Annotated in this window: 18 protein-coding genes; 14 read left to right on the forward strand and 4 right to left on the reverse strand. The window is 70.4% G+C overall.

The window, feature by feature from the left end; genetic code table 11:
* The first annotated feature begins 24 nt into the window (after positions 1-24).
* Positions 25-648: a TetR/AcrR family transcriptional regulator C-terminal domain-containing protein gene (locus BMZ45_RS16475; protein WP_091637609.1), complete on the forward strand. Its 624-nt coding sequence runs from the start codon at positions 25-27 to the stop codon at positions 646-648.
* A gap of 235 nt (positions 649-883) precedes the next feature.
* Here BMZ45_RS16475 and BMZ45_RS16480 read toward each other — a convergent pair whose 3' ends face one another.
* Positions 884-2,374 (reverse strand): AAA family ATPase, encoded by a 1,491-nt coding sequence (locus BMZ45_RS16480; protein ID WP_091637610.1) that lies wholly within the window; start codon positions 2,372-2,374, stop codon positions 884-886.
* A gap of 125 nt (positions 2,375-2,499) precedes the next feature.
* Between BMZ45_RS16480 and BMZ45_RS16485 the strand changes: the two genes are divergently transcribed.
* Entirely contained in the window at positions 2,500-3,408 is a 909-nt protein-coding gene (locus tag BMZ45_RS16485) for an AEC family transporter (protein WP_091637611.1), read from the forward strand.
* Between the two features lie 73 nt (positions 3,409-3,481).
* Here the strand turns inward: BMZ45_RS16485 and BMZ45_RS16490 are convergent, their stop codons facing one another.
* Complete coding sequence (locus tag BMZ45_RS16490; protein WP_175489118.1) at positions 3,482-5,917, reverse strand: S8 family serine peptidase; 2,436 nt, start codon at positions 5,915-5,917, stop codon at positions 3,482-3,484.
* Positions 5,918-6,381: 464 nt separating this feature from the next.
* On the opposite strand from BMZ45_RS16490, the gene BMZ45_RS16495 reads away from it, so the two are divergent.
* From BMZ45_RS16495 to BMZ45_RS16550, 12 genes are all read left to right on the forward strand, one after another.
* Complete coding sequence (locus BMZ45_RS16495) at positions 6,382-7,515, forward strand: hypothetical protein (protein WP_091637613.1); 1,134 nt, start codon at positions 6,382-6,384, stop codon at positions 7,513-7,515.
* A 419-nt stretch (positions 7,516-7,934) separates the two neighbouring features.
* Complete coding sequence (locus BMZ45_RS16500) at positions 7,935-8,564, forward strand: ParA family protein (RefSeq protein ID WP_091637614.1); 630 nt, start codon at positions 7,935-7,937, stop codon at positions 8,562-8,564.
* A gap of 185 nt (positions 8,565-8,749) precedes the next feature.
* Entirely contained in the window at positions 8,750-9,226 is a 477-nt protein-coding gene (locus tag BMZ45_RS16505; protein ID WP_056177173.1) for a SixA phosphatase family protein, read from the forward strand.
* The gene (locus BMZ45_RS16510) at positions 9,217-9,840 is read left to right on the forward strand and encodes a YceI family protein (protein ID WP_254776669.1); all 624 of its coding nucleotides are present in this window, start codon (positions 9,217-9,219) and stop codon (positions 9,838-9,840) included. The genes BMZ45_RS16505 and BMZ45_RS16510 overlap by 10 nt, the downstream gene beginning before the upstream one ends.
* Positions 9,837-11,771, forward strand: coding sequence for a phospholipase D family protein (locus BMZ45_RS16515; RefSeq protein WP_254776670.1), 1,935 nt, complete (start codon positions 9,837-9,839; stop codon positions 11,769-11,771). The genes BMZ45_RS16510 and BMZ45_RS16515 overlap by 4 nt, the downstream gene beginning before the upstream one ends.
* A 676-nt stretch (positions 11,772-12,447) precedes the next feature.
* On the forward strand, positions 12,448-12,639 hold the full coding sequence (locus tag BMZ45_RS16520; protein WP_056177169.1) for a hypothetical protein: 192 nt from the start codon (positions 12,448-12,450) through the stop codon (positions 12,637-12,639).
* 230 nt (positions 12,640-12,869) lie between these two features.
* Positions 12,870-13,304 carry a hotdog fold thioesterase gene (locus BMZ45_RS16525; RefSeq protein ID WP_091637615.1) on the forward strand — a complete coding sequence of 145 codons (435 nt, stop codon included), beginning with the start codon at positions 12,870-12,872 and terminating at the stop codon, positions 13,302-13,304.
* A 67-nt stretch (positions 13,305-13,371) separates the two neighbouring features.
* Positions 13,372-14,178 (forward strand): lysophospholipid acyltransferase family protein, encoded by an 807-nt coding sequence (locus tag BMZ45_RS16530; protein WP_091637616.1) that lies wholly within the window; start codon positions 13,372-13,374, stop codon positions 14,176-14,178.
* Between the two features lie 77 nt (positions 14,179-14,255).
* On the forward strand, positions 14,256-15,245 hold the full coding sequence (locus BMZ45_RS16535) for a YheT family hydrolase (RefSeq protein WP_091637778.1): 990 nt from the start codon (positions 14,256-14,258) through the stop codon (positions 15,243-15,245).
* 284 nt (positions 15,246-15,529) lie between these two features.
* Positions 15,530-17,602 (forward strand): tetratricopeptide repeat protein, encoded by a 2,073-nt coding sequence (locus BMZ45_RS16540; protein WP_091637617.1) that lies wholly within the window; start codon positions 15,530-15,532, stop codon positions 17,600-17,602.
* A gap of 75 nt (positions 17,603-17,677) precedes the next feature.
* Positions 17,678-18,301 (forward strand): YbhB/YbcL family Raf kinase inhibitor-like protein, encoded by a 624-nt coding sequence (locus BMZ45_RS16545; protein WP_091637618.1) that lies wholly within the window; start codon positions 17,678-17,680, stop codon positions 18,299-18,301.
* Positions 18,302-18,392: 91 nt separating this feature from the next.
* Positions 18,393-18,992, forward strand: coding sequence for an RDD family protein (locus BMZ45_RS16550; RefSeq protein ID WP_091637619.1), 600 nt, complete (start codon positions 18,393-18,395; stop codon positions 18,990-18,992).
* 58 nt (positions 18,993-19,050) lie between these two features.
* Here BMZ45_RS16550 and BMZ45_RS16555 read toward each other — a convergent pair whose 3' ends face one another.
* Both BMZ45_RS16555 and BMZ45_RS16560 read right to left on the reverse strand, forming a co-directional pair.
* Positions 19,051-19,863, reverse strand: a complete 813-nt coding sequence (locus tag BMZ45_RS16555; protein ID WP_091637620.1) for an META and DUF4377 domain-containing protein — start codon at positions 19,861-19,863, stop codon at positions 19,051-19,053.
* 141 nt (positions 19,864-20,004) lie between these two features.
* A complete protein-coding gene (locus tag BMZ45_RS16560) occupies positions 20,005-20,874 on the reverse strand; it encodes an undecaprenyl-diphosphate phosphatase (RefSeq protein ID WP_091637621.1) in 870 nt (289 codons plus the stop codon).
* Positions 20,875-20,916 lie beyond the last annotated feature (42 nt).

Raw genomic sequence — 20,916 nt, forward strand, 5'->3', positions numbered from 1 at the left:
CAAGGCCCCGACGGCCGGAGCGCGATGAAACTGCAACGGGACAAGGTGGTGGCGGCTGCCCTGAAGCTGCTGGACGAGGTCGGCATGGACGGCCTGACCACGCGCCGCCTGGCCGAGGCGCTGGGCGTGCAGCAGCCCAGCCTGTACTGGCATTTCAAGAACAAGCGCGAACTGCTCGATGCCCTGGCCGACGCGATGCTGGCCGAGCAGCGCCCGGTGGATCGCGCCGCCTACGCCGACTGGCGCGATTGGATGACCGCCCAGGCGCACGAGTTCCGGCGCTGCCTGCGCGCGCACCGCGACGGCGCGCGCGTGCACATCGGCACGCGCCCGCAGGCCGGCGAGTTCGGTGACGGCGAGGCCGAGCTGGCCTATCTGGTCGAGGCCGGCTTCGCCCCGGCCGACGCCTTGCGCGCGATGATTTCGCTGAGCTACTACACGATCGGCTGGCTGCTGGAAGAACAGGCCGCGACCGAAGCCGGACGCGGCCCCGGGCAGGCGCCGATGGCGCCGGATCCGCAGCGCTATCCGTTGCTCGCGCAGGCGCAGACGGTGTTGAGCCAGAACGACACCGAGGCCGACTACGACTACGGCCTGCGTGCGCTGATCGCGGGGTTCGAGGCGTTGATGGTGCGGCCGCAGGCGTAAGCGCTCACCGCGTCGCATCGCCAAGCGCCACGCAGGATGCGGTGAGCCCAAGGCGAACCGCATCGTCGCGCGACTTCGTAGCGATGCGACGGTGCGGTTACCGCCGCACCCTACGACACACGCTTTTCTCACGAAGCACGCGGAGCGCGCCCGCCTCGGGCCCCGCTTCGCAGGATGCGGTGGGCCCTAGGCGAACCGCATCGTCGCGGCGCCATAGGCACCCACGACCCACCGATCAATCCGCCGGCACCGTCCGCGAGCGCGCCCACTCGCGCAGGCCTTCGACCTGCTCGGCCATCATCACCGACAAGGGACGGGTCTGCTTGAGCTCGGCGCGCAGCTGGAAATCCGCCATCGGCGCACCGGCCGCATGCGCGGCGTACAGCGCCGCGACGATGGCCTGCTCGATCTCGGCGCCGGAGAAGCCGTCGCTGGCCGCGGCCAAGGCGGGCAGATCGAAACTGTCCGGCTCCAGCGAACGCTTGCGCAGATGCAGCGCGAACAATTCGATGCGCGCCGAGGCGTCGGGCAGGTCGACGAAGAAGATCTCGTCGAAACGGCCCTTGCGCAGCAGCTCCGGCGGCAGCGCGTCGATCTGGTTGGCGGTGGCGACCAGGAACACGCGCGACTTGCGCTCGGCCATCCAGGTCAGCAGATAGCCCAGCACGCGCCGCGACACCCCGCCGTCGCCGTCGCCGCCGTCGCTGGCCAGGCCCTTCTCGATTTCGTCGATCCACAGCACGCAGGGCGCGAGTTGTTCGGCCGAGGCCAGCGCCGCGCGCAGGTTCTTCTCGGTCTCGCCGTGGAACTTGTCGTAGAGCGTGCCGAAGTCCAGCCGCACCAGCGGCACGCCGAAGCCGGCCGCGACCGCCTTGGCCAGCATGGACTTGCCGCAGCCCTGCACGCCCAGCAGCAGCACGCCCTTGGGCGGGTCCAGTCCCGGCGGCGGCTCGCCGCCGGTGAACACCGCGCGACGCTGCTCGACCCAGCGCTTGAGCCGGCGCGCGCCGGCGACATCGCTCATGCGCGCGCTGTCGTATTCGTAATGCAGGTGCCCGGAGCGGTTGAGCAATTCGAACTTGAGCTTGGCCAGTTCCGGCAGGTCGTCGGCGGCGATCGCGCCGTCGCGGAAGATCAGATGGCGCGCGATCCGGCGCGCATCGACCGGGTCCAGGCCCTGCAGGTTGCGCACGATCTGCTTGACCACCTCGGCATCGGCCTCGACCCGGCGCCCGCCGTGCTCGCGCATGTAGTTCTCGGCTTCCTCGCGCACCAGCTTGAGCAGGGCGTTGGCGTCGGGCAGGCGCGGGGTGTAGCGCACCGCCAGCGAGTCCAGGTCCGGCGGCAGTTCGACTTTGTGCCCGATCAGCACCAGCACGTGCGGCTGGCAGCCGCGCCGCTGCACGATCTCGCGCAGCTGGCGCTGGGTGCTGGCGTAGCCCAGATAGGGATGGGCGTCGAACAGCAGGTAGATGCCGCGCTGGTCGGCGTCGCGGATCGCCTGCAGGGTCGCCGAGATGTCGGGCGCGACCCGGGTCTCCTCGTCGTCGCGATCGAAATCGACGCGGCGCAGGCCCTCGGTGATCGACCAGCGGTACAGCGCGCGCCACACCTGCATCAGCGCCTGCCGGAACAGTTCGACCACGCGGCTTTCGTCGCGGGTCTCGATCACGATCAGGGAGGTATTGGCGCGGATCAGCGCGGTCAGGTCTTGCAGGTCGGTCATGGAGGGATCTTCGAGGTCGCCGCCATGATATCGGCCCGGAGCGCGCGCCGCAGAGCGCTTGAGCGCGCGGGCCGCAACCGCGACCATGGCCCATCGCGCCCTGCGGCGCGCCGACCGCGAACGCGATGGCCTTCGACGCCTTTGCCCTGGTGCTGGCGATGCTGGCGCTGGGCTATCTGTTCCAGCGCCTGCGCGCGCTGCCGGACAACGCCGCCCAGACCTTGAACCTGGTGGTGCTGTACGTCTGCCTGCCGGCCGCGGTGCTGCGCTACGCGCCGCGCCTGCACCTGGAGCCGGCCCTGCTGGGTGTGGCCGCCGTGCCCTGGCTGCTGCTGGGGGCGACGGTGATCCTGGTCGGCGCGCTGTCGCGCTGGCTCAAGTTCCGCCGCGACGAGCACGCGGTGCTGCTGCTGACCGTGGCGCTGGGCAACACCAGCTTCCTCGGCTATCCGCTCACCCGCGCTCTGATCGGCGAGCACGCGCTGCCCTACGCGGTGGTCTACGACCAGTTCGGCGCCTTCCTGATCCTGTCCACCTTCGGCCTGTGGGTGCTCGCGCGCTACGGCGGCGACACCGCGCCGAACGCGCGCGACATGCTGCGCCGGGTGCTGCGCTTCCCGCCGCTGTGGGCCCTGCTGATCGGCTTCACGGTGATGCCGGCGCAGCCGCCGAGCTGGATCGCCGGCGGCCTGCAACGTCTGTCCGACGCCTTGCTGCCGCTGGCGATGCTCACCATCGGCCTGTCGGTGAAGCTGGCCCTGCCGCGCGACGAACTCAAGCCGCTGCTGTCGGGCCTGGCCTTGAAGCTGGCGGTGATGCCGGCGCTGGCCTGCGTGCTGGTGCCGTGGCTGGGCCTGCACGGCGAGATGGCGCGCGCGACGGTGTTGGAATCGGCGATGCCGCCGATGGTCACCGCGGGCGCCTTGGCGATCGCGCATCAACTGGCGCCGCGCCTGGCCGCGGCCATGGTCGGCTACGGCCTGCTGTTGTCGCTGGCGACCCTGCCGCTGTGGGCGCGGGTGGCGCTGGGTTGACGCGAAAAAAGCGGCGCCGGATCGCTCCGGCGCCGCCGACCTGCCCGCGCACGGGCCGCGGGCGTGGTCTGGCTCAGTTCACGGTCGAGCAGGTCGCGCTGTTGGCGCTGCGCAGCTGGTCGTAGCTCAGCTGGCCCGCCGGCAGCGGCGAGGCCTGCGCCGGTAGCAGGCTGCGGTACGCCGGTGCGTACAGCGCCGACAGGAAGCAGGCCTGCGACTGGGCGTGGAACTTCAAGCGCCCGTTGCCGAAACTGCTGTCGAAGCCCACCGCGCCCAGATCGTTGCCCTGAGTGCCGGCCACCTGCACCAGCGAGTCGTAGGTCGCATCGGCCAGCAGGCTGCGGCGCTGGCTCAACAAGGCCGCACGATCGGCCTTCTGCTGCGCCGTGGCGTTGGCCGGCAGCGCCGCCGGCTCGGTGGCGTGGCTGAGCTGGCGCTGGTGCTGCAGACCCAGCGCCGCCAACGCGGCGATGTGCGGAGCGGCGGCGGAGGTGCCGTTGAACGCGTTGTCGCCGTAGGACACCGTGTCGACATTGGCGAAGCTGCCCAGGTCCGGCTTGGCGTTGCCCGCCGCCTGACCGGCCGGGCGCGCGCCGCCCGCGGCCAGCACCGGCCCGCGCGAGCTGTACGCTTCCAACGCCGAATCGGCCGCGTTCAATGCCGCCACCGTGATTACGCTGGCCGAGTCGGCCGGATGCAGGATCGAGCGCTCGTTCTGGGCGTATTGCAGCGGCAGCTTGCCGGTGGTGATGCGCAGGAAGTTGGCCGCGCCGGCGCTCTTGCGCACCACGCGCAACGCGAACATGCCGCCGCCGGAGATGGCCGCGCCGCCCAGGCTCAGGCCGCGGTAGGCGTCGACGCAGCGCGCGGTGGCCATGTTCGAGGACGGCACGAAGCTGAAGCCTTCCAGCGGCTCCTGTCCGGCACCGCCGTTTTGCGATTGATCGGATTGCGTGGCCGCGACCCAGCCGGCCGGCGTGACGATGTTGCCCCAGCGGCCGGTGACCGGATCGCGCCCGAAGGTCTGGGTCTGGTCGCGCCAGCGCACCAGTTCCAGACGGTAATCGGTATCGACGAGGTTGCCGTTGGACACCCAGTCGTTCCAGCTCAGGTAGGCGGTGATGGGCAACTGGTTGGCGACGGCCGCGCCGGCCGCGGTGAAGAGCGGGTAGCACTGAGCGAAGGCGGCGCCCTGGCCGACATTGATCGAGAGGATGTTGGTGTCCTGGACGCCCGCGGTGGCGGTGTCGAAGTCCTGCGCCACGTTGGCGATGGCGGCGCCGCCGCTGTCGCCGTCCCAATGCGCCTGGGCGTGGTTGCCGGCGGCGTTGATCACGATCACGCCGTTGCGGCTGGCCGCGTCGATCGCGTCGTACAGGCCCTTGTAGACGCCCGAGGTGGCGGTGCCGTCGCCCGGGGCGCCGGCGATGCCGCCCTGCGAGGCGGTGATGACCTGGGCGCGCGGTTCGCCTTGCGGCTGGTTCTGCGCGTTGAGATTGGCGGCATCCTGGATGCCCCTGACCCAGTCGGCGTTGGCGCCGGCGTCGTAGACCCGGAACTTGGCCTTGGGGGCGATGTCGTAGACGATCTCGGTGACCGCGTTGCCGTGTTTCGCGCCGCCCGCGCCGAACGCCTTGCCGGTGGGCGGGGTCATCACCAGGTTGTCCGGCTCGGCGGCGGTGTTGCTGGGCCACTCGCCCGCATTCTGCAGCGCCGCGACTTCGCCGGCGGTGTTGCCGAACTGGTCCATGATCGCGATGGTCAGGCCTTCGCCCTGCAGGTTCTTGCGCAGCGCTTGCGGCAGCTCGGCGGCATTGCCGAGCGCGCGCAGCTGGTCGATGCCGCTGGCGGTGGCGCCGTCGGAGAACGCGACCGTGTCGGCCATGTGCATCAGGTCCACGCCCGCGACGGCGTCCTGGCCGGCCACCCATTCCAGTTGCGCCAGCGGCACCAGCGCTTCCAGCACCGGCGAGCCGGGGATGTCCTGGGCCTGGATGCCGCCGGCGCGCAGCACGGCAAGCAGTGCGCCCGAGGCCTGGGCCAGCAGGTGCGGGTTCTGGATGGCGGCGTAGTCCAGCGCCAGGTCGACGTTGACTTTGACCTTCTCGCCTTCGCGCCAACGCAGCGGGATGCCGGCGCGGTCCAGCGCGGCGATCTGCGCGCGCACCGACGCGACGGTCGTGGCCTGCGCGGAGGGCGTGCCCTGTGCGGCGGCCGCGAGCGCCTGCGCGCGCAGCTCCGGAGGCAGCGTCTGCACGGCCTCCAGCAACTGGCCGGCGCCCAGCTTGGCCTGCGCGGGCGAGCGCGGCGTCGGCGCGGTGTAAGCCACGCGCAGCGAGGCCGGGGGCGCGGCGATGCCGCTGGCATAGGTGCCGGTGCCGGCGTTGCCGTTCGTCTGCGATGCGGTGTCGTGGTTCGGAGTCGCATCGCGTTGCGTCCACAGCAGCACGGCGGCGCAGGCCGCCGTCAATCCGATCGCTGCGTTCTTCTTCAAAGTCGCCTTCTTCATTCGAGGTGTTCCTGATGACGGGCCGTAGGGGATCGCTGCGCCGCACGTTCGTGCGCACATAGGGAGACGGCGGATGGGCGTGGGCGATCGTTCGTGCCGAGCGCGACGCTCTTCGTCGCGATCGAAGGGCGGCGCTGTCGCTCGGCACACTTTGTGTAACGCGGGGAGGTCGGCCACCCCTACCCGAAAATTTCTCTACTGGAAAATTTTTTGCTGGGATGTCACGTCGCGTTCGTCGTTAGTGCGGCCAATACACACAAAATTTGTGTAGAAGGTGCGCCACGGAAAGGGCATCGACGAGCGCTCGCGCACGCCGCGATGGGCGCCACCGGTTCAGCGCAGCGCACGCTGGCGGGCGGGGTTGGCGTCTTGGCCGTGTGCGCCGGCTGTGCTCTGCTGCGTATCGCGGTGGACGCAATCAGCGGCATACAGGGACGAGGTCGATGAAGGGACGAAGGGCTTGGATGGGGATCGCGCTGCTGGCGGGCTGGGCGATCCTGGCCGTCGTCGGCCTGCGCCTGCTCTCGTCGCCGCCCGCGCAAGCGCGCGGCGCGGGTGTCGCGGTCCAGAACTCGGCCGCGCCGGAATCGCCGCCCGCGACGGCGGCCGAGTGCGATCCCGGGGTCTGGATCGACCAGTACCGGGAGGCCGGCGAGGCCTACGCGCGCGGCCTGCTGACCCAGCCCGACGCGCGCGCCCGCCTGATCGCGGCCAGCCTGCTCGGTCACTACGCGGACGACACGGATGCCCGCATCCAGGCCGCCGCCGCTTACGCCGACGCCGTGCGCTACGGCGCCGACGACCCGCTGGTGCGTTGGGTCGAAGCGCTGCGCTGTCTGGCCGCGTCCGCGGACTGCGACCCCGATGCGGCCTTGCGGCGCCTGCAACAACTCGAGCCCGACAACGCCGCGGTCTGGTTGCTGGGTTTGCAGGCGCGCAATCGCGACGAGGCGGCCGCGGACGCCGTGCTGCAGCGTGCGGCCAGCGCGCGCCGTTATCGATTGTTCGATTCCGAGTACGCGCAGGAGACGACCCAACTCCTGCGGCGCGTGCCCGGCCCGGCGATCGGCGCCTGCGCCGCCGCGCGCATGCGGCCCGAGACCGGCTACGCCGGCACCCAGGCCGGCGCGGTCGGATTTCTGGCGCAGGACTTCGTGAGCGCTCTGCCGACGCCCGTATTCACCCAGTTGTCCGCACTGTGCGCGCAGCCTCCGCCGCGACGCCGCCAGGCCTGCATCGATGTGCTGAGTCGGATGGCGACCGACGCCGACGACCTCGCCAGCCGCGGTCTGGCCACGGCGCTACTGGTGGGCTCGATCCCCGACGATTCCGATGCGCTCTGGCGCGAACGCCTGCGTCGCGATCGCTGGCTGGCCTTGCGCCTGTCCGAGTCCGCCGATCGTTTGCGCGCGGAGCAGCCCCTGCGTCTGTTGCTGGAGGGCGAGATCCCCGGATTCGAATCCTGGCTGGCCGAAACCGGCCAAGCCGACGCTCCGCCGCCGGACTGGCTGCCGTCCGATCCGGGCAGTCGCGCCTTGATCCTCACCGGCCGACCGGATTCCAGCGCCGCGGAGGAGTACCGCTTGGCGCCGCGTTAGGTTCGTGCAGCCCCGCTGAGCGGCGGCGCGCGTCGCGCGCCGATCACCACCGCATCCACCACGTCCATGAGCTCGGCAACGTCATGCACGCGGCCTTGGACGAACTGCCGCCATGGGCGGCGTCCGCATGCGCAAGGCGTATGCCGCGGCGTCCGACGTGACGATCAGCCGACGCAGCCGGACGGGTCCCTGCGGGTGTTCGCAAAGGGCGAAAGGCCGGTCGCGGAGGCCTGGCGGGTCGAGCGCGGCCGGCGCGTCGACCCGCCACGGGGCTGGTTGCCGGGACCATCCCACGCGGCGTGCGCCGATCCAGACCGTCCGCCGTCCGCCCCGGGCCACGCCGCCCCCGGCGCCCGCCCCGCGATAGCCCCAACCCCACCCCCGGTGTACGCTGCGGCTTCCGCCTAGAGGGAGCTCGCATGAAGACCGTGCTGGTGGCCAGTTCCAAGGGGGGCGTGGGCAAGACGACCATCGCCACCCATCTCGCCGCGCAGTCGGCGCTAGAAGGCCTGCGCACCGCGCTGGTCGATGCCGATCCGCAAAGTTCCTCCACCCGATGGGCGCAGCGCCGCGCCACCCTCGACAGCGCGGTACTGCCGCTGGACGGCACGCGCCGCAAGGCCTGGCGCAAGGGCCTGCCCGAGGACACCCAGCGGGTGGTGATCGACGCCCCGGCCGGCGCGATGGCCGAGGACCTGGAAGCCTTCCTCGAGGTCGCCGATGCGGTGATCGTGCCGGTGCAGCCCTCGACCCTGGACATCGAAGCCACGGTCCCGTTCCTGGACACCCTGGCCAAGCACCCGCGCGTGCGTCGCGGCCAGCTGCGCGTGGGCCTGGTCGGCAACAAGCTCAAGCCTTGGACCAACGCCTCCCAGCAGGCGGTGGAGCTGCTCAGCGAATGGCCGTATCCGGTGGTCGGGCAACTGCGCGACAGCCAGGCCTATGTGGTGATGACCGCGCTGGGTAAGAGCCTGTTCGACTACCACTCCGCGCAGATCCGCGAGCACCAGGCCGATTGGCAGTCGTTGCTGAAGTGGCTGAAGAAGTAAGCCCGAGCGGCAGCGCGCGCACCCCATGAAGGCAGTGGCGTATTGAGCGTGCCCCACGTCGCCGCGTTCACACGACCGGCGCAAGCCGACGGCTACCTTTCTGCGTCGCCGACAGGCATCCTCCTTCCCAAGGGCTGCGCGTTCGCGCGCGGCGCGTCCCCTTCCACTCGTCAGCGGCCTAATCCATGCGCGAATTGATCCTGCTCCGCCACGCCCATGCCGAGCCGGCCGCCCAAGGCCAGGCCGATCTCGACCGCCCGCTGTCGGCCGAGGGGCTGGCCGAAGCCGAGGCCGCCGGCCGCTGGCTGGCCCAGAACAAGCTGGTGCCCGACTGCGTGCTGTGCTCGCCCTCGCGCCGCACCCGCGAAACCCTGGAGGCGGTGTTGGCCGCGATCGGTTACGTCGATCAGCGCATCGAACCCTCGATCTACGAAGCCACCCCGGGCACCCTGATCGCCCTGGCCGATCTGCATGTCGAAGCCGAGCGGCTGATGCTGGTCGGCCACAACCCCGGCCTGGAGCGTCTGGCCGCGTTGCTGCACAGCGGCCAGTCCGGCGACTACCGCGGCATGCCGCCGGGCGGCATCGCGGTGCTGAACGTGCCGGCCGAGACCAGCCTGGAGCCGGGCGTCGCCCAGCTCAGCGCCTTCTGGTGGCCGTGAGGCCGCAGCGACCTAAGGCCGCACGCACCCCCGCCGCGATCGGCTTCCTGCTTTGCGCCCTGGTCTGCGCCCCGCTCGCGGCGCAGACACCGGCGCCGTCGTCGTCCGGTTTCGATCCGTTCTACACCCGCTTCGGCTTCGAGCTGCGCACGCGCTGGGGCCAGAAGGTGGAAGGCGCCTTCCCCAGCTACGAGGGCGAGGTCACGGTGCTGCCCGACGGCCGCCATCAGGTCCGCATCGCCCTGGCCACCGGCGCGGTCCAGGTCGGCGATTCGACCCGCTACACCGAGCTCGCGCGCGGCCGGCGCTTCTTCGACTCGGCGCGTTTCCCGCGCATCGAATTCCTGTCCGAGCCGCACCCCGCCGAATTGGTGCGCGCAGGCGGTAAGCTGCGCGGCCGCCTCACCCTGCACGGCGTCAGCCGGATGGAAACCTTCGTGCTCGCGCCCTCGACTTGTATGAGACCCGGCAAGGACTGCGACGTGCTCGCCCACGGCAGCGTCAGTCGCGACGACTACGGCCTGGACGGCTGGCAGCTGGCCTTGAGCGACCGCGTGCGCTTCACCCTGCGCGTGCGTCTGAAGAACGATCTGGTCGGGAGCGCGGCGCCGTGAAGCCCTGGCAGCGGATCGCGATCGCCGCGCTGGCGCTGAGCTTGTCGGCCTGCGCCGGCCTGTCGCGGGTGCAGCGCGATCGCGCCTCCGAGATCGCCCTGGCCGCGCGGCCTACCCAGATCGATTGCGCCGCGCCCAACGCCTGCGCCCAGCCTTCGCCGCTGCGCGATCTGGCCGCGCGCGCGCTGGACGAATCCACCGCGCAGGCGCCGCGCCACTACGCCCTGATCCTCGACCACGGCCAGGACGCCCTGCTCGCGCGCATCAATCTGATCCGCAGCGCGACCACCGCGATCGACCTGCAGACCTATATCTACGACGAAGACGACGCCGGCCGGCTGGTGCTGGACGAGCTGATCGCGGCCGCGCGCCGCGGCGTGCGCGTGCGCCTGCTGCTGGACCAGCTGGCCGCGCTCAAGCACCTCGATACCTTGGCCGCGCTGTCCGGCGCGCACGCCAATTTCGAGGTGCGCCTGTACAACCCGGTGCTCAAGCGCGCGCGCATCAGCTACCCGCAGTACCTGCTGGCCGCGGCCTGCTGCTGGCGCCGCCTCAACCAGCGCATGCACACCAAGCTGCTGCTGGTGGACGGCGCGGTCGGCATCACCGGCGGGCGCAACTACCAGGACGACTATTACGACTGGGACGACGAGTACAACTTCCGCGACCGCGACCTGCTGGTGGCCGGCCCGACCGCGCAGGTGATGGACCAGGACTTCGTGCGCTTCTGGGACGACCGCCGCAGCGTGCCGGTCGAGCGCCTCAAGGACGTGGGCACCTACCTGCTGCGCAGCGGCGTGCCGGCGCTGCCGCCGGCGAACTTCGAGCGCCCGGCGCGCGCCCAGGCCATGCGCCGCGACGCCAGCGATATCGAACTGGTGCGCGCGCGCCTGGTCGCGCGCGCGCTGCCGGTGGGCGCGGTCAGTTACATCGCCGACTCGCCGGACAAGCACCGCGGCAACGGCATCAACGGCTCGCAGTCCTCCGCTTCGCTGCGCGGCCTGATCGAATCGGCGCAGCGCGAAGTGCTGCTGCAGACGCCCTATCTGGTGCTGTCGGATGCCGCCCAGGACCTGTTCCGCGATCTGCGCAAACGCCCGCAGCCGCCGCGGGTGATCGTGTCCACCAACAGCCTGGCCGCGACCGACGCCTTCATCGCCTACGCGCTGTCGTACAAGTACAAGCGCCGTTACCTGCGCGAGTTCGGCTTCGACATCTACGAGTACAAGCCGTTCCCCGCCGACGCGCCGATCGACATCGCCGCCACCGGCGCGCCGCTGCCGGATCTGGGCCTGGACCTGCCGCCGCAGCCCGAGCCCGCGGCGCTGCGGCGCGAGCGCCTGGACCGCTCCAGCGTGATCTCGCGCGCCCAGTACCGCACGCCGTTGTCGCGCGAGTACGCGGCCATGCGCTACGCGCGCCGGCGCGCCAACGAACCGGTGCCGCTCAAGCGCGCCGGCGTGCGCATCGGCATGCACGCCAAGTCGATGGTCATTGACGAACGCATCGGCGTGGTCGGCACCCACAACTTCGATCCGCGCGGCGACCGCTACAACACCGAGAGCGCGGTGGTGATCGACGACGCCGCCTTCGCCGCCGAACTGGCCGCCAGCATCCGCCGCGACATCGCGCCGGCGAATTCGTGGGTGATCGCGCGCCGCGACAAGCCGCCGGTGTTCTCGGGGCTGGAGTACTCGATCACCAAAGTGTCCGAGCATCTGCCCTTGTTCGACCTGTGGCCGATCCGCTACGCCACCAGCTACGAGTTCGTGCCCGGGCCGAACTGCCCGCTGCCGCTGTACCGCAATCAGCCGGGCTTCCGCGCCTGCTACCGCCCGGTCGGCGACTTCCCGGAGGTCAGCCTGGGGCCCAAGCGCCTGATCACGCGCATGTTCACCGCCTTCGGGGCGGGGCTGGCGCCGATTCTGTAGTCGGCTGGGGCGGCCTGCGACCGCTTAAAGCAAATCCCCCCTAGCCCCCCTTTTTCAAAGGGGGGAAGCAAGGCCTGTGGCCGCTTATGGTTGCCAGGCCTTGAAGCATTGCGCTCCGACGCGTGCTCCCACCCGCCGCGAATCAGTTCCCCCTTTGCAAAGAGGAAAGCAAAGCCTGTGGTCGCTTATAGCCGCCACGGACTCCGAAACACTGCGCTCCGACGCGCGCTCCCACCCGCCGCGAATCAGTTCCCCCCTTGCAAAGAGGAAAGCAAAGCCTGTGGTCGCTTATAGCCGCCACGGACTCCGAAACACTGCGCTCCGACGCGCGCTCCCACCCGCCGCGAATCAGTTCCCCCCTTTGAAAAAGGGGGGCTAGGGGGGATTTGCTCCACCCCCAAGGTGCCGCTCCAGGCCCCAACCCGCCCCTCAACCCCCGCCACAGCCCCTCCCGGCGCGGTCACACCCGTCCGTATAGGTCGTCAGTCATGGGCGGATCGATGCAACCCCTGGCCCGCAAACCTCATCTCTATCAACAAGTTCCAGTGTTGCAGCCCCGCCGCAGGTGCTAGGTCTTAGGTGGGGTGACTTCCGGCATATGGAACAAGAGCTCAGGTGTTGTACTCTACCAACACACCGAAGCACTATCACTCCCCCACCGACCAAGGACACCGCCATGAACGTCTCCAAGCTCTTCGACCGCAACGTCGCTTCCACGAGTTCCCAGAACCGTACGGCTCCCGCCGCCCCGGTCCGCCACGTCCATCGCGAACGCGACTTCGGCGTCGGCTACGGCAACAGCTCCGGCTACGCCAGCAGCCGCCGCTACACCAACGACTGGGCGCAGCCCCGCTTCCGCTTCGCGTAATCACGGTGTCCTCCTGGTCGTGTGTCGGTCCGCTCCATAACGCCGGGACCGGCGCGCTGCGCCCCTCTCCACGCAGTGCGCCGGTCGGAAGGCCGAGCCCGCCGACGGTAAGCCCCACGAACACCGTCCCTCCCCCTAAACGCAGGGCAGCCCCGATTCCCGGCTAAGGAATCCCCCGGCTGACCCTGCGTTCTTTTTTTCCCGGGCCGCGCCTGGGCTATCGTGGCGGCATGAAAGCCAGCGACCGCCCCGTCTTCCGCAAGCCCAGCACCCTGGAACAGCTCAACGCCAGCTCGCGCAACACCGCGATGGAGCCCTTGGGCATCGTCTTCACCGAGATCGGCCCCGACTATCTGCGCGCGACCATGCCGGTCGACGCCCGCACCCACCAGCCCTACGGCCTGCTCCACGGCGGCGCCTCGGTGCTGCTGGCCGAAACCCTGGGCAGCTCGGCCGGGATGATGGCGGTGGGCGAAGGGCAGGGCGTGGTCGGGATCGAGATCAACGCCAACCACTTGCGCGGCGTGCGCGAGGGCACGGTCACCGGCACCGCGCGGCCGCTGCACCTGGGCGGGCGCACCCAGGTCTGGGAAATCCGGATCGAGGACGAGGCCGCGCGCCTGGTCTGCATCTCGCGCCTGACGGTGGCGGTGATCGCGATCTGAACCGGCGTCTGCCGCGATCGGCGCGTCGCGCTCGCCACGCCCTCGGCGCTTCGGTATCGTGCACACAATGAATGCGCCGTCTCCCCACGCCGGCGCGGCCGCGCGCTCCGGCGCGTCGTCCGCGCGCGCGCTGCGTTACCTGATCCGTGTGCCGCTGCTGTCGTGGCACCTGCTGGTCGACCTGCCGCTGGTATTGCTGCTGATCACGCCCCTGACCGCGGGCATCCGGGTCGGAGACGAGCGCCTGGAACATCGCGCGATCCGGGCCTGGTCGGCCGGGCTGATGCGCATCTTCGGTTTCCGCCTGCGCCGGGTCGGCACGCCGCTGCCGGGCGCGGCCATGTTCGTGGCCAACCACGTCAGCTGGATCGACATCGAGGCGCTGCACAGCCAGCGCATGATGGGCTTCGTCGCCAAGCGCGAGATCTCCAGCTGGCCGGTGGTGGGGTGGCTGGCCGCGCGCGGCGAGACCATCTTCCATCACCGCGGCAGCACCGAGTCCCTGGGCGGCGTGCTGCACGAAATGCTGGCGCGTCTGCGCGCCGGGCGTTCGGTCGGCGTATTCCCCGAGGGCGGCACCCGCGGCGGCGGCGAGATCGGCCCCTTCCACGCGCGCATCTTCCTGGCCGCGGTCGAGGCCGGCGTGCCGGTGCAGCCGGTGGCGCTGCGCTACGGCGACGGCGGCAACGCCCAGGCCGTGGTCGCGTTCCAGACCCGCGAAAGCTTCTTCGCCAATTTCGTGCGCCTGCTGGGCGAACCCTCGCGCAGCGCCGAGATCCATTTCCTGCAGCCGATCCTGCCCGGCGAGACCGACGGACGCCGTCGCATCGCCGACCTGGCGCGCCAGCGCATCGTCGAGGCGATGGGGCGTTGAAAGCCGGGGCCGGCGATCCCTACGATGGCGCTACGCGTACCCGCCGCGCACGCCCCCACGATGCCGCCGCCCCGATGCTGACCGCCGCCGACTACCGCCCGCCCCGCTGGCTGCGCAACGCGCATCTGCAGTCGGTGCTCGGCTCCAGTCCGCTGCGCCGCCGCCGCGCCGAACGCCGCCTGGCCGAACTCGGCGCCACCACCACCGAACACCTGATCGACGGCGGCGATGGCGTGCGTTTGCACGGCCTGCACAGCGTCGTGCCCGGGGTCGAGCCGCGCGGCCTGGTGCTGCTGCTGCACGGCTGGGAGGGCAGCGCGGATTCCAACTACATGCGCATGACCGCCGCGCAGCTGCTGGGCCGCGGCTTCGAAGTGTTCCGGCTCAACTTCCGCGACCACGGCAACACCCACCATCTCAACGAAGGCCTGTTCCATTCCAACCGCATCGGCGAAGTGCTGCACGCGGCCTGCGATGTCGCGCGCCGTTTCCCGTGCCGGCCGATGTCGGTGGCCGGTTACTCGCTGGGCGGCAACTTCGCCCTGCGCCTGGCCCTGCAGGCGCCCGAGGCCGGGCTGGCGCTGACCCACGCGGTCGCGGTGTGTCCGGTGCTGGATCCGGCCCGGACCATGGAATCGATGGAGCAGGGCCTGCCGATCTATCTGTGGTACTTCGAGCGCAAATGGCGCGACTCGCTGGCGCGCAAGCGCGAGCTGTTCCCGACCTTCCACGATTTCGACGACCGCACCCTGGGCCTGCGCATGCGGCCGCTGACCCAGTGGATGGTCGAGCGCCACACCGACTACGGCACCCTGGACCGTTATTTCGACGGCTACTCGGTGGCCGCCGATCGCCTGGCGCGGCTGCAGGTGCCGGTGAGCATCCTGATGGCCGAGGACGACCCGGTGATCCCGGTCGAAGGCTTCCGCGCGCTCACGCTGCCGGCGAACGCGAGCCTGGAGATCGCGCCCTGGGGCGGGCACTGCGGCTTCCTGGAGAGCGCGCGCCTGGACGGGTTCGCCGAGCGGTGGATCGCGGATCGGCTGGAAGCGGTGGCTTCGGCCTAGGCCATCGCCCCGAAGCGGGCCATGCTCCCATTCGCGGCGACCACAGGCAGGGCGAGGCTGAGAGGCTGCCCGGAGGGTCGCGGTCGAGGTTGCAGCTCGGCGCCTGCGACCGCTCTCACCCCAACCACCCCGGTCCGGCGCAGCGGTCGGGCGCCCGGCGCAGCGCGAGCCTGCGGCCCGCATTCCGCAAGCGGGAAAGGGGTTTAAGGGCCGCCATACCCCAGCGCCCGCCCCGCCCCGATCCTCCCGCTACAATGCGGGTTTGGCCTGAAGTCCCGAATCCCATGTACGAGACCACCCTCGATGCCCTGCGCCGTGGCGCGGCGGCAGAGGCACTGTCCGCCGCCCAGGAACTGGTGGCGGCGCAGCCGCAAGACCCGCACGCTCATCGTCTGCACGCTGCCGCCTTGCGCGCCAGCGGCGATCGCGACGCCGCCATCGCCGCGATCGATCGCGCGATCGCGATCGCGCCCGAGGACGCCAACCTGCATCTGGAGCGCGCCGGCCTCTTGCTCGACGGTCGTCAGCTCGATCAGGCCCAGGCCGCGCTCGCTCAGGCGATCGGCCTGGACCCGAACCAGTTTCCCGCCTACGTCGTGCAGTCGCAGCTGGCGATCTCGCGCGGCGATCTCGACGAGGCCGAACGCCTGATCCGCACCGCCGCGCGCATCGCGCCGGATCACCCGCAAGTCGCCGCCGTCGAAGGCAGCCTGCTGCTGCGTCGCGGCGACGCCGACGCCGCGCTGGCTCTGCTCAGCAGCGCCGCCGAGCGCGCGCCGGACGAACCGCAGCTGCGTCACGCGCTGGGCTTCGCCTATCTCGCCAAGGGCCACTACGCCTTCGCCGAGCAGGCCTTCCGCGGCATGATGGAGCGCTCGCCGGCGTCCTCGAAGTCGCTGCGCGTGCTGCTGGTCGAACTGATGCGCCTGCAGGGCCGCGCGGTCGAAGCCGCCGACGAACTCGCGCCGCTGGTCGAGGCCGATCCCAGCCCCGGCATGCAGCGCTGGCTGGGCGAGATCGAACTCGAAGCCGGCCGCGCCGACAGCGCGCTGCCGCGCCTGCGCAACGCGCTCGCCGCCGAACCGCGCGACCGCCGCACCCTGTCGGCGCTGATCGAAGTCTGGCGCCGCCTCGGCGACGCCGACGACGCGCGCGCCACCCTGGAAGCGGCCCTGGCCACGCATCCGCAAACCGACGACCTGTGGCGCGCGCGCCTGCTGTTCGAACCCTTCGCGGGCGACGAAGCGCGCGTCGTGGTCGAACGCTGGATGGCGGCGATGCCCGACTACATCCCGGCCATGGAAGCGCGCGCCACCATCCACGATCACGCCGGCGAGCGCGAACAGGCAGACGCCATCGCCCATCGCATCGTCGAGCTCAATCCGGGCGACACCCGTTCGGAGCTGCGCATCATCGACAGCCTGATGCAGAGCGATCCCGACGCCGCGGTCACGCGCGTGGAAAGCCTGCTCGCGCGCGCGCCGGACGAACAGGTCAAGCTGACCCTGCGTCACTTGCTCGCGCGCACGCTCGACAACGCCGGCCAGCCCGGCGCGGCCGCCGCGACCTGGGCCGAACTGCAGGCCGAAGTCGCGTCGCAGCGCCTGCCGCTGCCGCCGGTGACCACGCCGCGCACCAACTGGCCGGACCTGACTCCGTTGCCGGAGAACGCGCCGGGCGTGTTGCTGCTGTGGGGCCCGCCGGGTTCGCTGGTCGAGCGCATCGCGCTGACCTTCGACCTCGCCCAGGGCCCGCTGCGCGCCGACCGTTTCGGTTCCAACCCGCCCAACGATCCGCTGCAGCGCTACGGCACCGCCGAAAGCCTGCTCGACGGTTCGATGGATCCGGCCTACCTGGTCAACCTGTGGCGCGCGGCGCTGCCGACCCGCGGCATCAACGACGGCGCGATCTTCGACTGGCTGCTGTGGTGGGACAACGCGCTGCTGCTGGCGCTGCGTCCGCACCTGCCCGAAGCGGTGCTGATGATCGTGCTGCGCGATCCGCGCGACATGCTGCTGGACTGGCTGGCCTACGGCGCTCCCGCGCCGTTCAAGCTGGAGTCGCCGGAAGCCGGCGCGCGCTGGATGGCGATGGTGCTCAACCAGGTCGCCGCATTGCACGAGCAGGACCTGTTCCCGCACCGCCTGATCAAGCTCGACGCGATCTCGCAGAACCCGCAGGGCATGGCGGACGCGATCGCGCAGGCGCTGGACATCACCATCGCGCCGATGCCGCCGGAAGCGGTCGGCCCGCAGCGTTTCGCCCCCGGCCATTGGCGCGCCTTCGCCGAGCCGCTGGCCGAAGCCTTCGCGGCGCTGACGCCGGTGGCCAAGCGTCTGGGCTATCCGGAAGCCTGACGCGCATCGGCGCCGCGTTCGCGCGGCGCCGAGGGCGTAGAACCCGCAGTCATCATCCTTCGCCAGGGAGGCGGTATGCGTATCCACAGCGACAGTTTCGAACGCGGCCAGCGTCTGGCCGCCGAGTTCGCCGCCGGTCAGCCCAGCGCCGACGGCTACGGCTTCGCGCCCAACCGCAATCCGCATCTGGCCTGGATCGACGTGCCCGCCGGTACGCGTTCGTTCGCGCTGCTGTGCATCGACCCCGATGTGCCCACGGTGGCCGAGATGGTCGGCCGCGACGACGTGCAGATTCCGGTCGCGCAGCCGCGCGCCGATTTCTGCCATTGGGCGATGATCGACCTGGCGCCGGAGCTGCGCGAGATCGCCGCCGGCAGTTGCAGCGACGGCGTGGTCGCGCACGGCAAGGCCGATCCGGCCGGGCCGGACGGCGCGCGTCAGGGCCTGAACGACTACACCGGCTGGTTCGCCGGCAATGCCGACATGGCCGGCGACTGGCGCGGCTACGACGGCCCGTTTCCGCCGCCCAACGATCTGCGTCTGCACCGCTACTTCTTCCGCGTGTTCGCGCTCGACGTCGACCGCCTGGAGCTGCCGCAACGCTTCGGCGCCGCCGCCGTGCTGCGCGCCATGCACGGCCATGTGCTGGCTGAGGCGGCGACTTACGGGACCTACAGCCTGAATCCCGCGGTCGCCTAGCCGGCCTGCGTTCGCGCGGGCACGAGGGCGCGTCCCTCTAGGCGCCCACGCATCGGAACTGTTAGTTTTCCCTCATTCCTGGGGGGGAACGATGGACGAGCACAATCCTTACAGCGCCTCGACGGCGGCGATCTCCGACGCGCCGGAACTGTTGGACGTCGAGTCCACCACCAAGGTGCGGCGCTTCTTCAACTGGTTGATCGACAAGATTCTCCTCTATGCCTTGTGGGCCGTGGGCGGCGGAGTCGCCATCGCGATCTACGGCGAGCCGGTGCAAATCTGGTTCGAGGAGCTGCATTGGAGCCTCGACTACGCGCTCAGCTACCTCACGATCGTCGTCTACTACACCTTCATGGAAGGCGCGTTCGGCTTCACCATCGGCAAACTGATCACCCAGACTCGCGTCGTCGACCAGTACGGTCGGCAGCCCACGTTCTGGCGGGCCTTTCTGCGCAGCCTGGCACGCATCATTCCGTTCGAGCCGTTCTCGTTGTTGATGAGCGACGACGAGAACCGTCGCGGCTGGCACGATTCCTTGGCCAAGACCTATGTGATCGACCGTCCGCGCGGCGGCGCGCCCGTAGGCAAGCCACGTCATTCGATCAGCGCACAGTTCGGGGATGGCGTGCTGCCGCAGCACGCGCACGCGGCGGGCGTAGAGGCGACTGTGGCCGCTCCGGCTTCGCCTTAGCGGCCGTCACGCACTCGCCCGCGTAAGGGCGAGTGCGTTCCGCGATGCGTGGCGGGGCTTACTTCGAGACCTGCTCGCTCTCGACCACCATGTCCAGCACGTAAGCCACCGACGAAGCGTCGGCCGGCGGGTTCTTGATGTCGTACTTCTTCACCCGCAGCACGTTGCGCACGCCCGGTTCGTGGGTGTAGCCCTCGATGTCCTGGTACAGCGGCTGCCAGGCGGCGTCGCTCTTGATCGCCACGCCGTTGGCCTCGTAGCGGCGCTCGCGCACCTGCAGGCACTGCATGTTCGGGATCAGCGGGTGCGAGCACGGCGCGCGCTGCGGCGCGACCTCGAAGAACACCGTGCTGCCTTCGCCGCCGTAGCGGGTGGCCGGCGTCGGGCTGCCTTCGAAACGCAGCTGGTCGCCGTTGGCGGCGGTCAGCAGCAGACTGGGCGCGTCGCCGCCTTCGATCCGTGCCGGCAGCGCGCCGCGCAGGCGTTCGCCGATCGCGCTGTCCAGGTCCATCAGGCGCCGGTCCTGGCAGGCCATCAGGGTCTGCGCCATGTCGCTGAAGCTCAGCGTCTTGGCGTCGCGCGTATAGCCGCCGTTGGCGCCATTGCAGCCGCCGCTGACGCTGACGCGCTTGCCGTCGAAATCCAGCTGCAGCGGGCGTTTGGGATCCGGCGCCAACACGGCGATGGGCTGGCCGGCCTTGTCCTGCGCACTGGCCAGGCGCCAGTGATACGCGTCCAGACGGACGTCCGCGCTCGCGGTGCTGGCGGCGGCGCCGCTATCGGTGGCGACGGCGTTGCCGCCTTCGGGCGCGGTGTTGGACGCGCAGGCGGCCAGAGCCAGGCTGAGCAGGGCGGGGGCGAGGATCTTCATGGGTGCGTTTCCGATTGCGATGAACGAGCCGATACGAACGCAGCGGCGTAGCCATAGGGGTTGGCCCCATTCATCGTCGTTCAGCTCGCGACAAGGATGGGTGAAATCCGCAACGGTGAGCCCTGCGTGGGCGCTCGCGAATCAGCTGCCCGACGGCATCAACAGCAGCAGTGCCGCACCCAACGCGAAACGGTAATAAGCGAATGCGGTGAAGCGGTGGCTCTGGATGTAGTGCAGCAGCCATTTCACCGCCACGAACGCGGTGACCGCCGAGGCCACGAACGCGACCGCCAGCGCGGCCCAGTCCTCGTTCGCCGCCGCCGGCGTGCCGATCACGTCCAGCAGTTCGTAGGCGGTGGCCGCGAACATGGTCGGAATGCCGACCAGGAACGCGAATTCGGTCGCCGCCGCGCGGCTGGTGGTGCCCGCGAGCAGGGCCACGAAAATCGTCGCGCCCGAGCGCGAGGTGCCCGGGAACACGCCGGCGATCACCTGCGCCACGCCGACCAGGATCGCCACCGTCCAGGTGATCGTGGTGCGCTCGCCCAGGGTCTGCGCGCGCTTGGCCGCGTAGTGCTCGGCCAGCAGCATCCAGATGCCGCCCAGCACCAGCGCCCAGGCGATCGGCAGCACCTTGTCGGGCAGTTGGAAGCCCAGCTTCTTCACCGCGATGCCCAGCACCGCGGTCACGCCGAACGCCACCGCCAGCTTGAGCGCGTAATCGAAGTTGACCTTGCGCTCCAACGCCAGGGCTTCGTCGTAGGTATCCCGTTCCTTGAGGATGCGCTGCTGGGTGTACGGCAGGAAGCCGGTCGCGAGTTGCCACAGGCGCTGCCGGTAGATCAGCACCACCGCCAGGATCGCGCCGGCCTGGATCGAGATGTTGAACAGATCGGAGCGGGCGCCCAGCCAGTGCTGTGCGATCAGCAGGTGTCCGGTGCTGGAAATCGGCAGGAATTCGGTGATGCCTTCGATGATGCCGAGCAGCAGCGCGGCGAGCAGATCGGTCATTGAGAGGGTTCGTGCGAGGGAAGGGCGGTAACGGTGCCGAAG

This window comes from Lysobacter sp. cf310 (assembly GCF_900114355.1).
Classification (GTDB): domain Bacteria; phylum Pseudomonadota; class Gammaproteobacteria; order Xanthomonadales; family Xanthomonadaceae; genus Lysobacter.

Excerpts from the sequence above, each read along its gene's own strand:
- BMZ45_RS16475 (WP_091637609.1), top strand. The coding sequence starts at position 25 with ATGAAACTGCAACGGGACAAGGTGGTGGCGGCTGCCCTGAAGCTGCTG.
- BMZ45_RS16480 (WP_091637610.1), bottom strand. The coding sequence starts at position 2,374 with ATGACCGACCTGCAAGACCTGACCGCGCTGATCCGCGCCAATACCTCC.
- BMZ45_RS16485 (WP_091637611.1), top strand. The coding sequence starts at position 2,500 with ATGGCCTTCGACGCCTTTGCCCTGGTGCTGGCGATGCTGGCGCTGGGC.
- BMZ45_RS16490 (WP_175489118.1), bottom strand. The coding sequence starts at position 5,917 with ATGAAGAAGGCGACTTTGAAGAAGAACGCAGCGATCGGATTGACGGCG.
- BMZ45_RS16495 (WP_091637613.1), top strand. The coding sequence starts at position 6,382 with ATGGGGATCGCGCTGCTGGCGGGCTGGGCGATCCTGGCCGTCGTCGGC.
- BMZ45_RS16500 (WP_091637614.1), top strand. The coding sequence starts at position 7,935 with ATGAAGACCGTGCTGGTGGCCAGTTCCAAGGGGGGCGTGGGCAAGACG.
- BMZ45_RS16505 (WP_056177173.1), top strand. The coding sequence starts at position 8,750 with ATGCGCGAATTGATCCTGCTCCGCCACGCCCATGCCGAGCCGGCCGCC.
- BMZ45_RS16520 (WP_056177169.1), top strand. The coding sequence starts at position 12,448 with ATGAACGTCTCCAAGCTCTTCGACCGCAACGTCGCTTCCACGAGTTCC.
- BMZ45_RS16525 (WP_091637615.1), top strand. The coding sequence starts at position 12,870 with ATGAAAGCCAGCGACCGCCCCGTCTTCCGCAAGCCCAGCACCCTGGAA.
- BMZ45_RS16530 (WP_091637616.1), top strand. The coding sequence starts at position 13,372 with ATGAATGCGCCGTCTCCCCACGCCGGCGCGGCCGCGCGCTCCGGCGCG.
- BMZ45_RS16540 (WP_091637617.1), top strand. The coding sequence starts at position 15,530 with ATGTACGAGACCACCCTCGATGCCCTGCGCCGTGGCGCGGCGGCAGAG.
- BMZ45_RS16545 (WP_091637618.1), top strand. The coding sequence starts at position 17,678 with ATGCGTATCCACAGCGACAGTTTCGAACGCGGCCAGCGTCTGGCCGCC.
- BMZ45_RS16550 (WP_091637619.1), top strand. The coding sequence starts at position 18,393 with ATGGACGAGCACAATCCTTACAGCGCCTCGACGGCGGCGATCTCCGAC.
- BMZ45_RS16555 (WP_091637620.1), bottom strand. The coding sequence starts at position 19,863 with ATGAAGATCCTCGCCCCCGCCCTGCTCAGCCTGGCTCTGGCCGCCTGC.
- BMZ45_RS16560 (WP_091637621.1), bottom strand. The coding sequence starts at position 20,874 with ATGACCGATCTGCTCGCCGCGCTGCTGCTCGGCATCATCGAAGGCATC.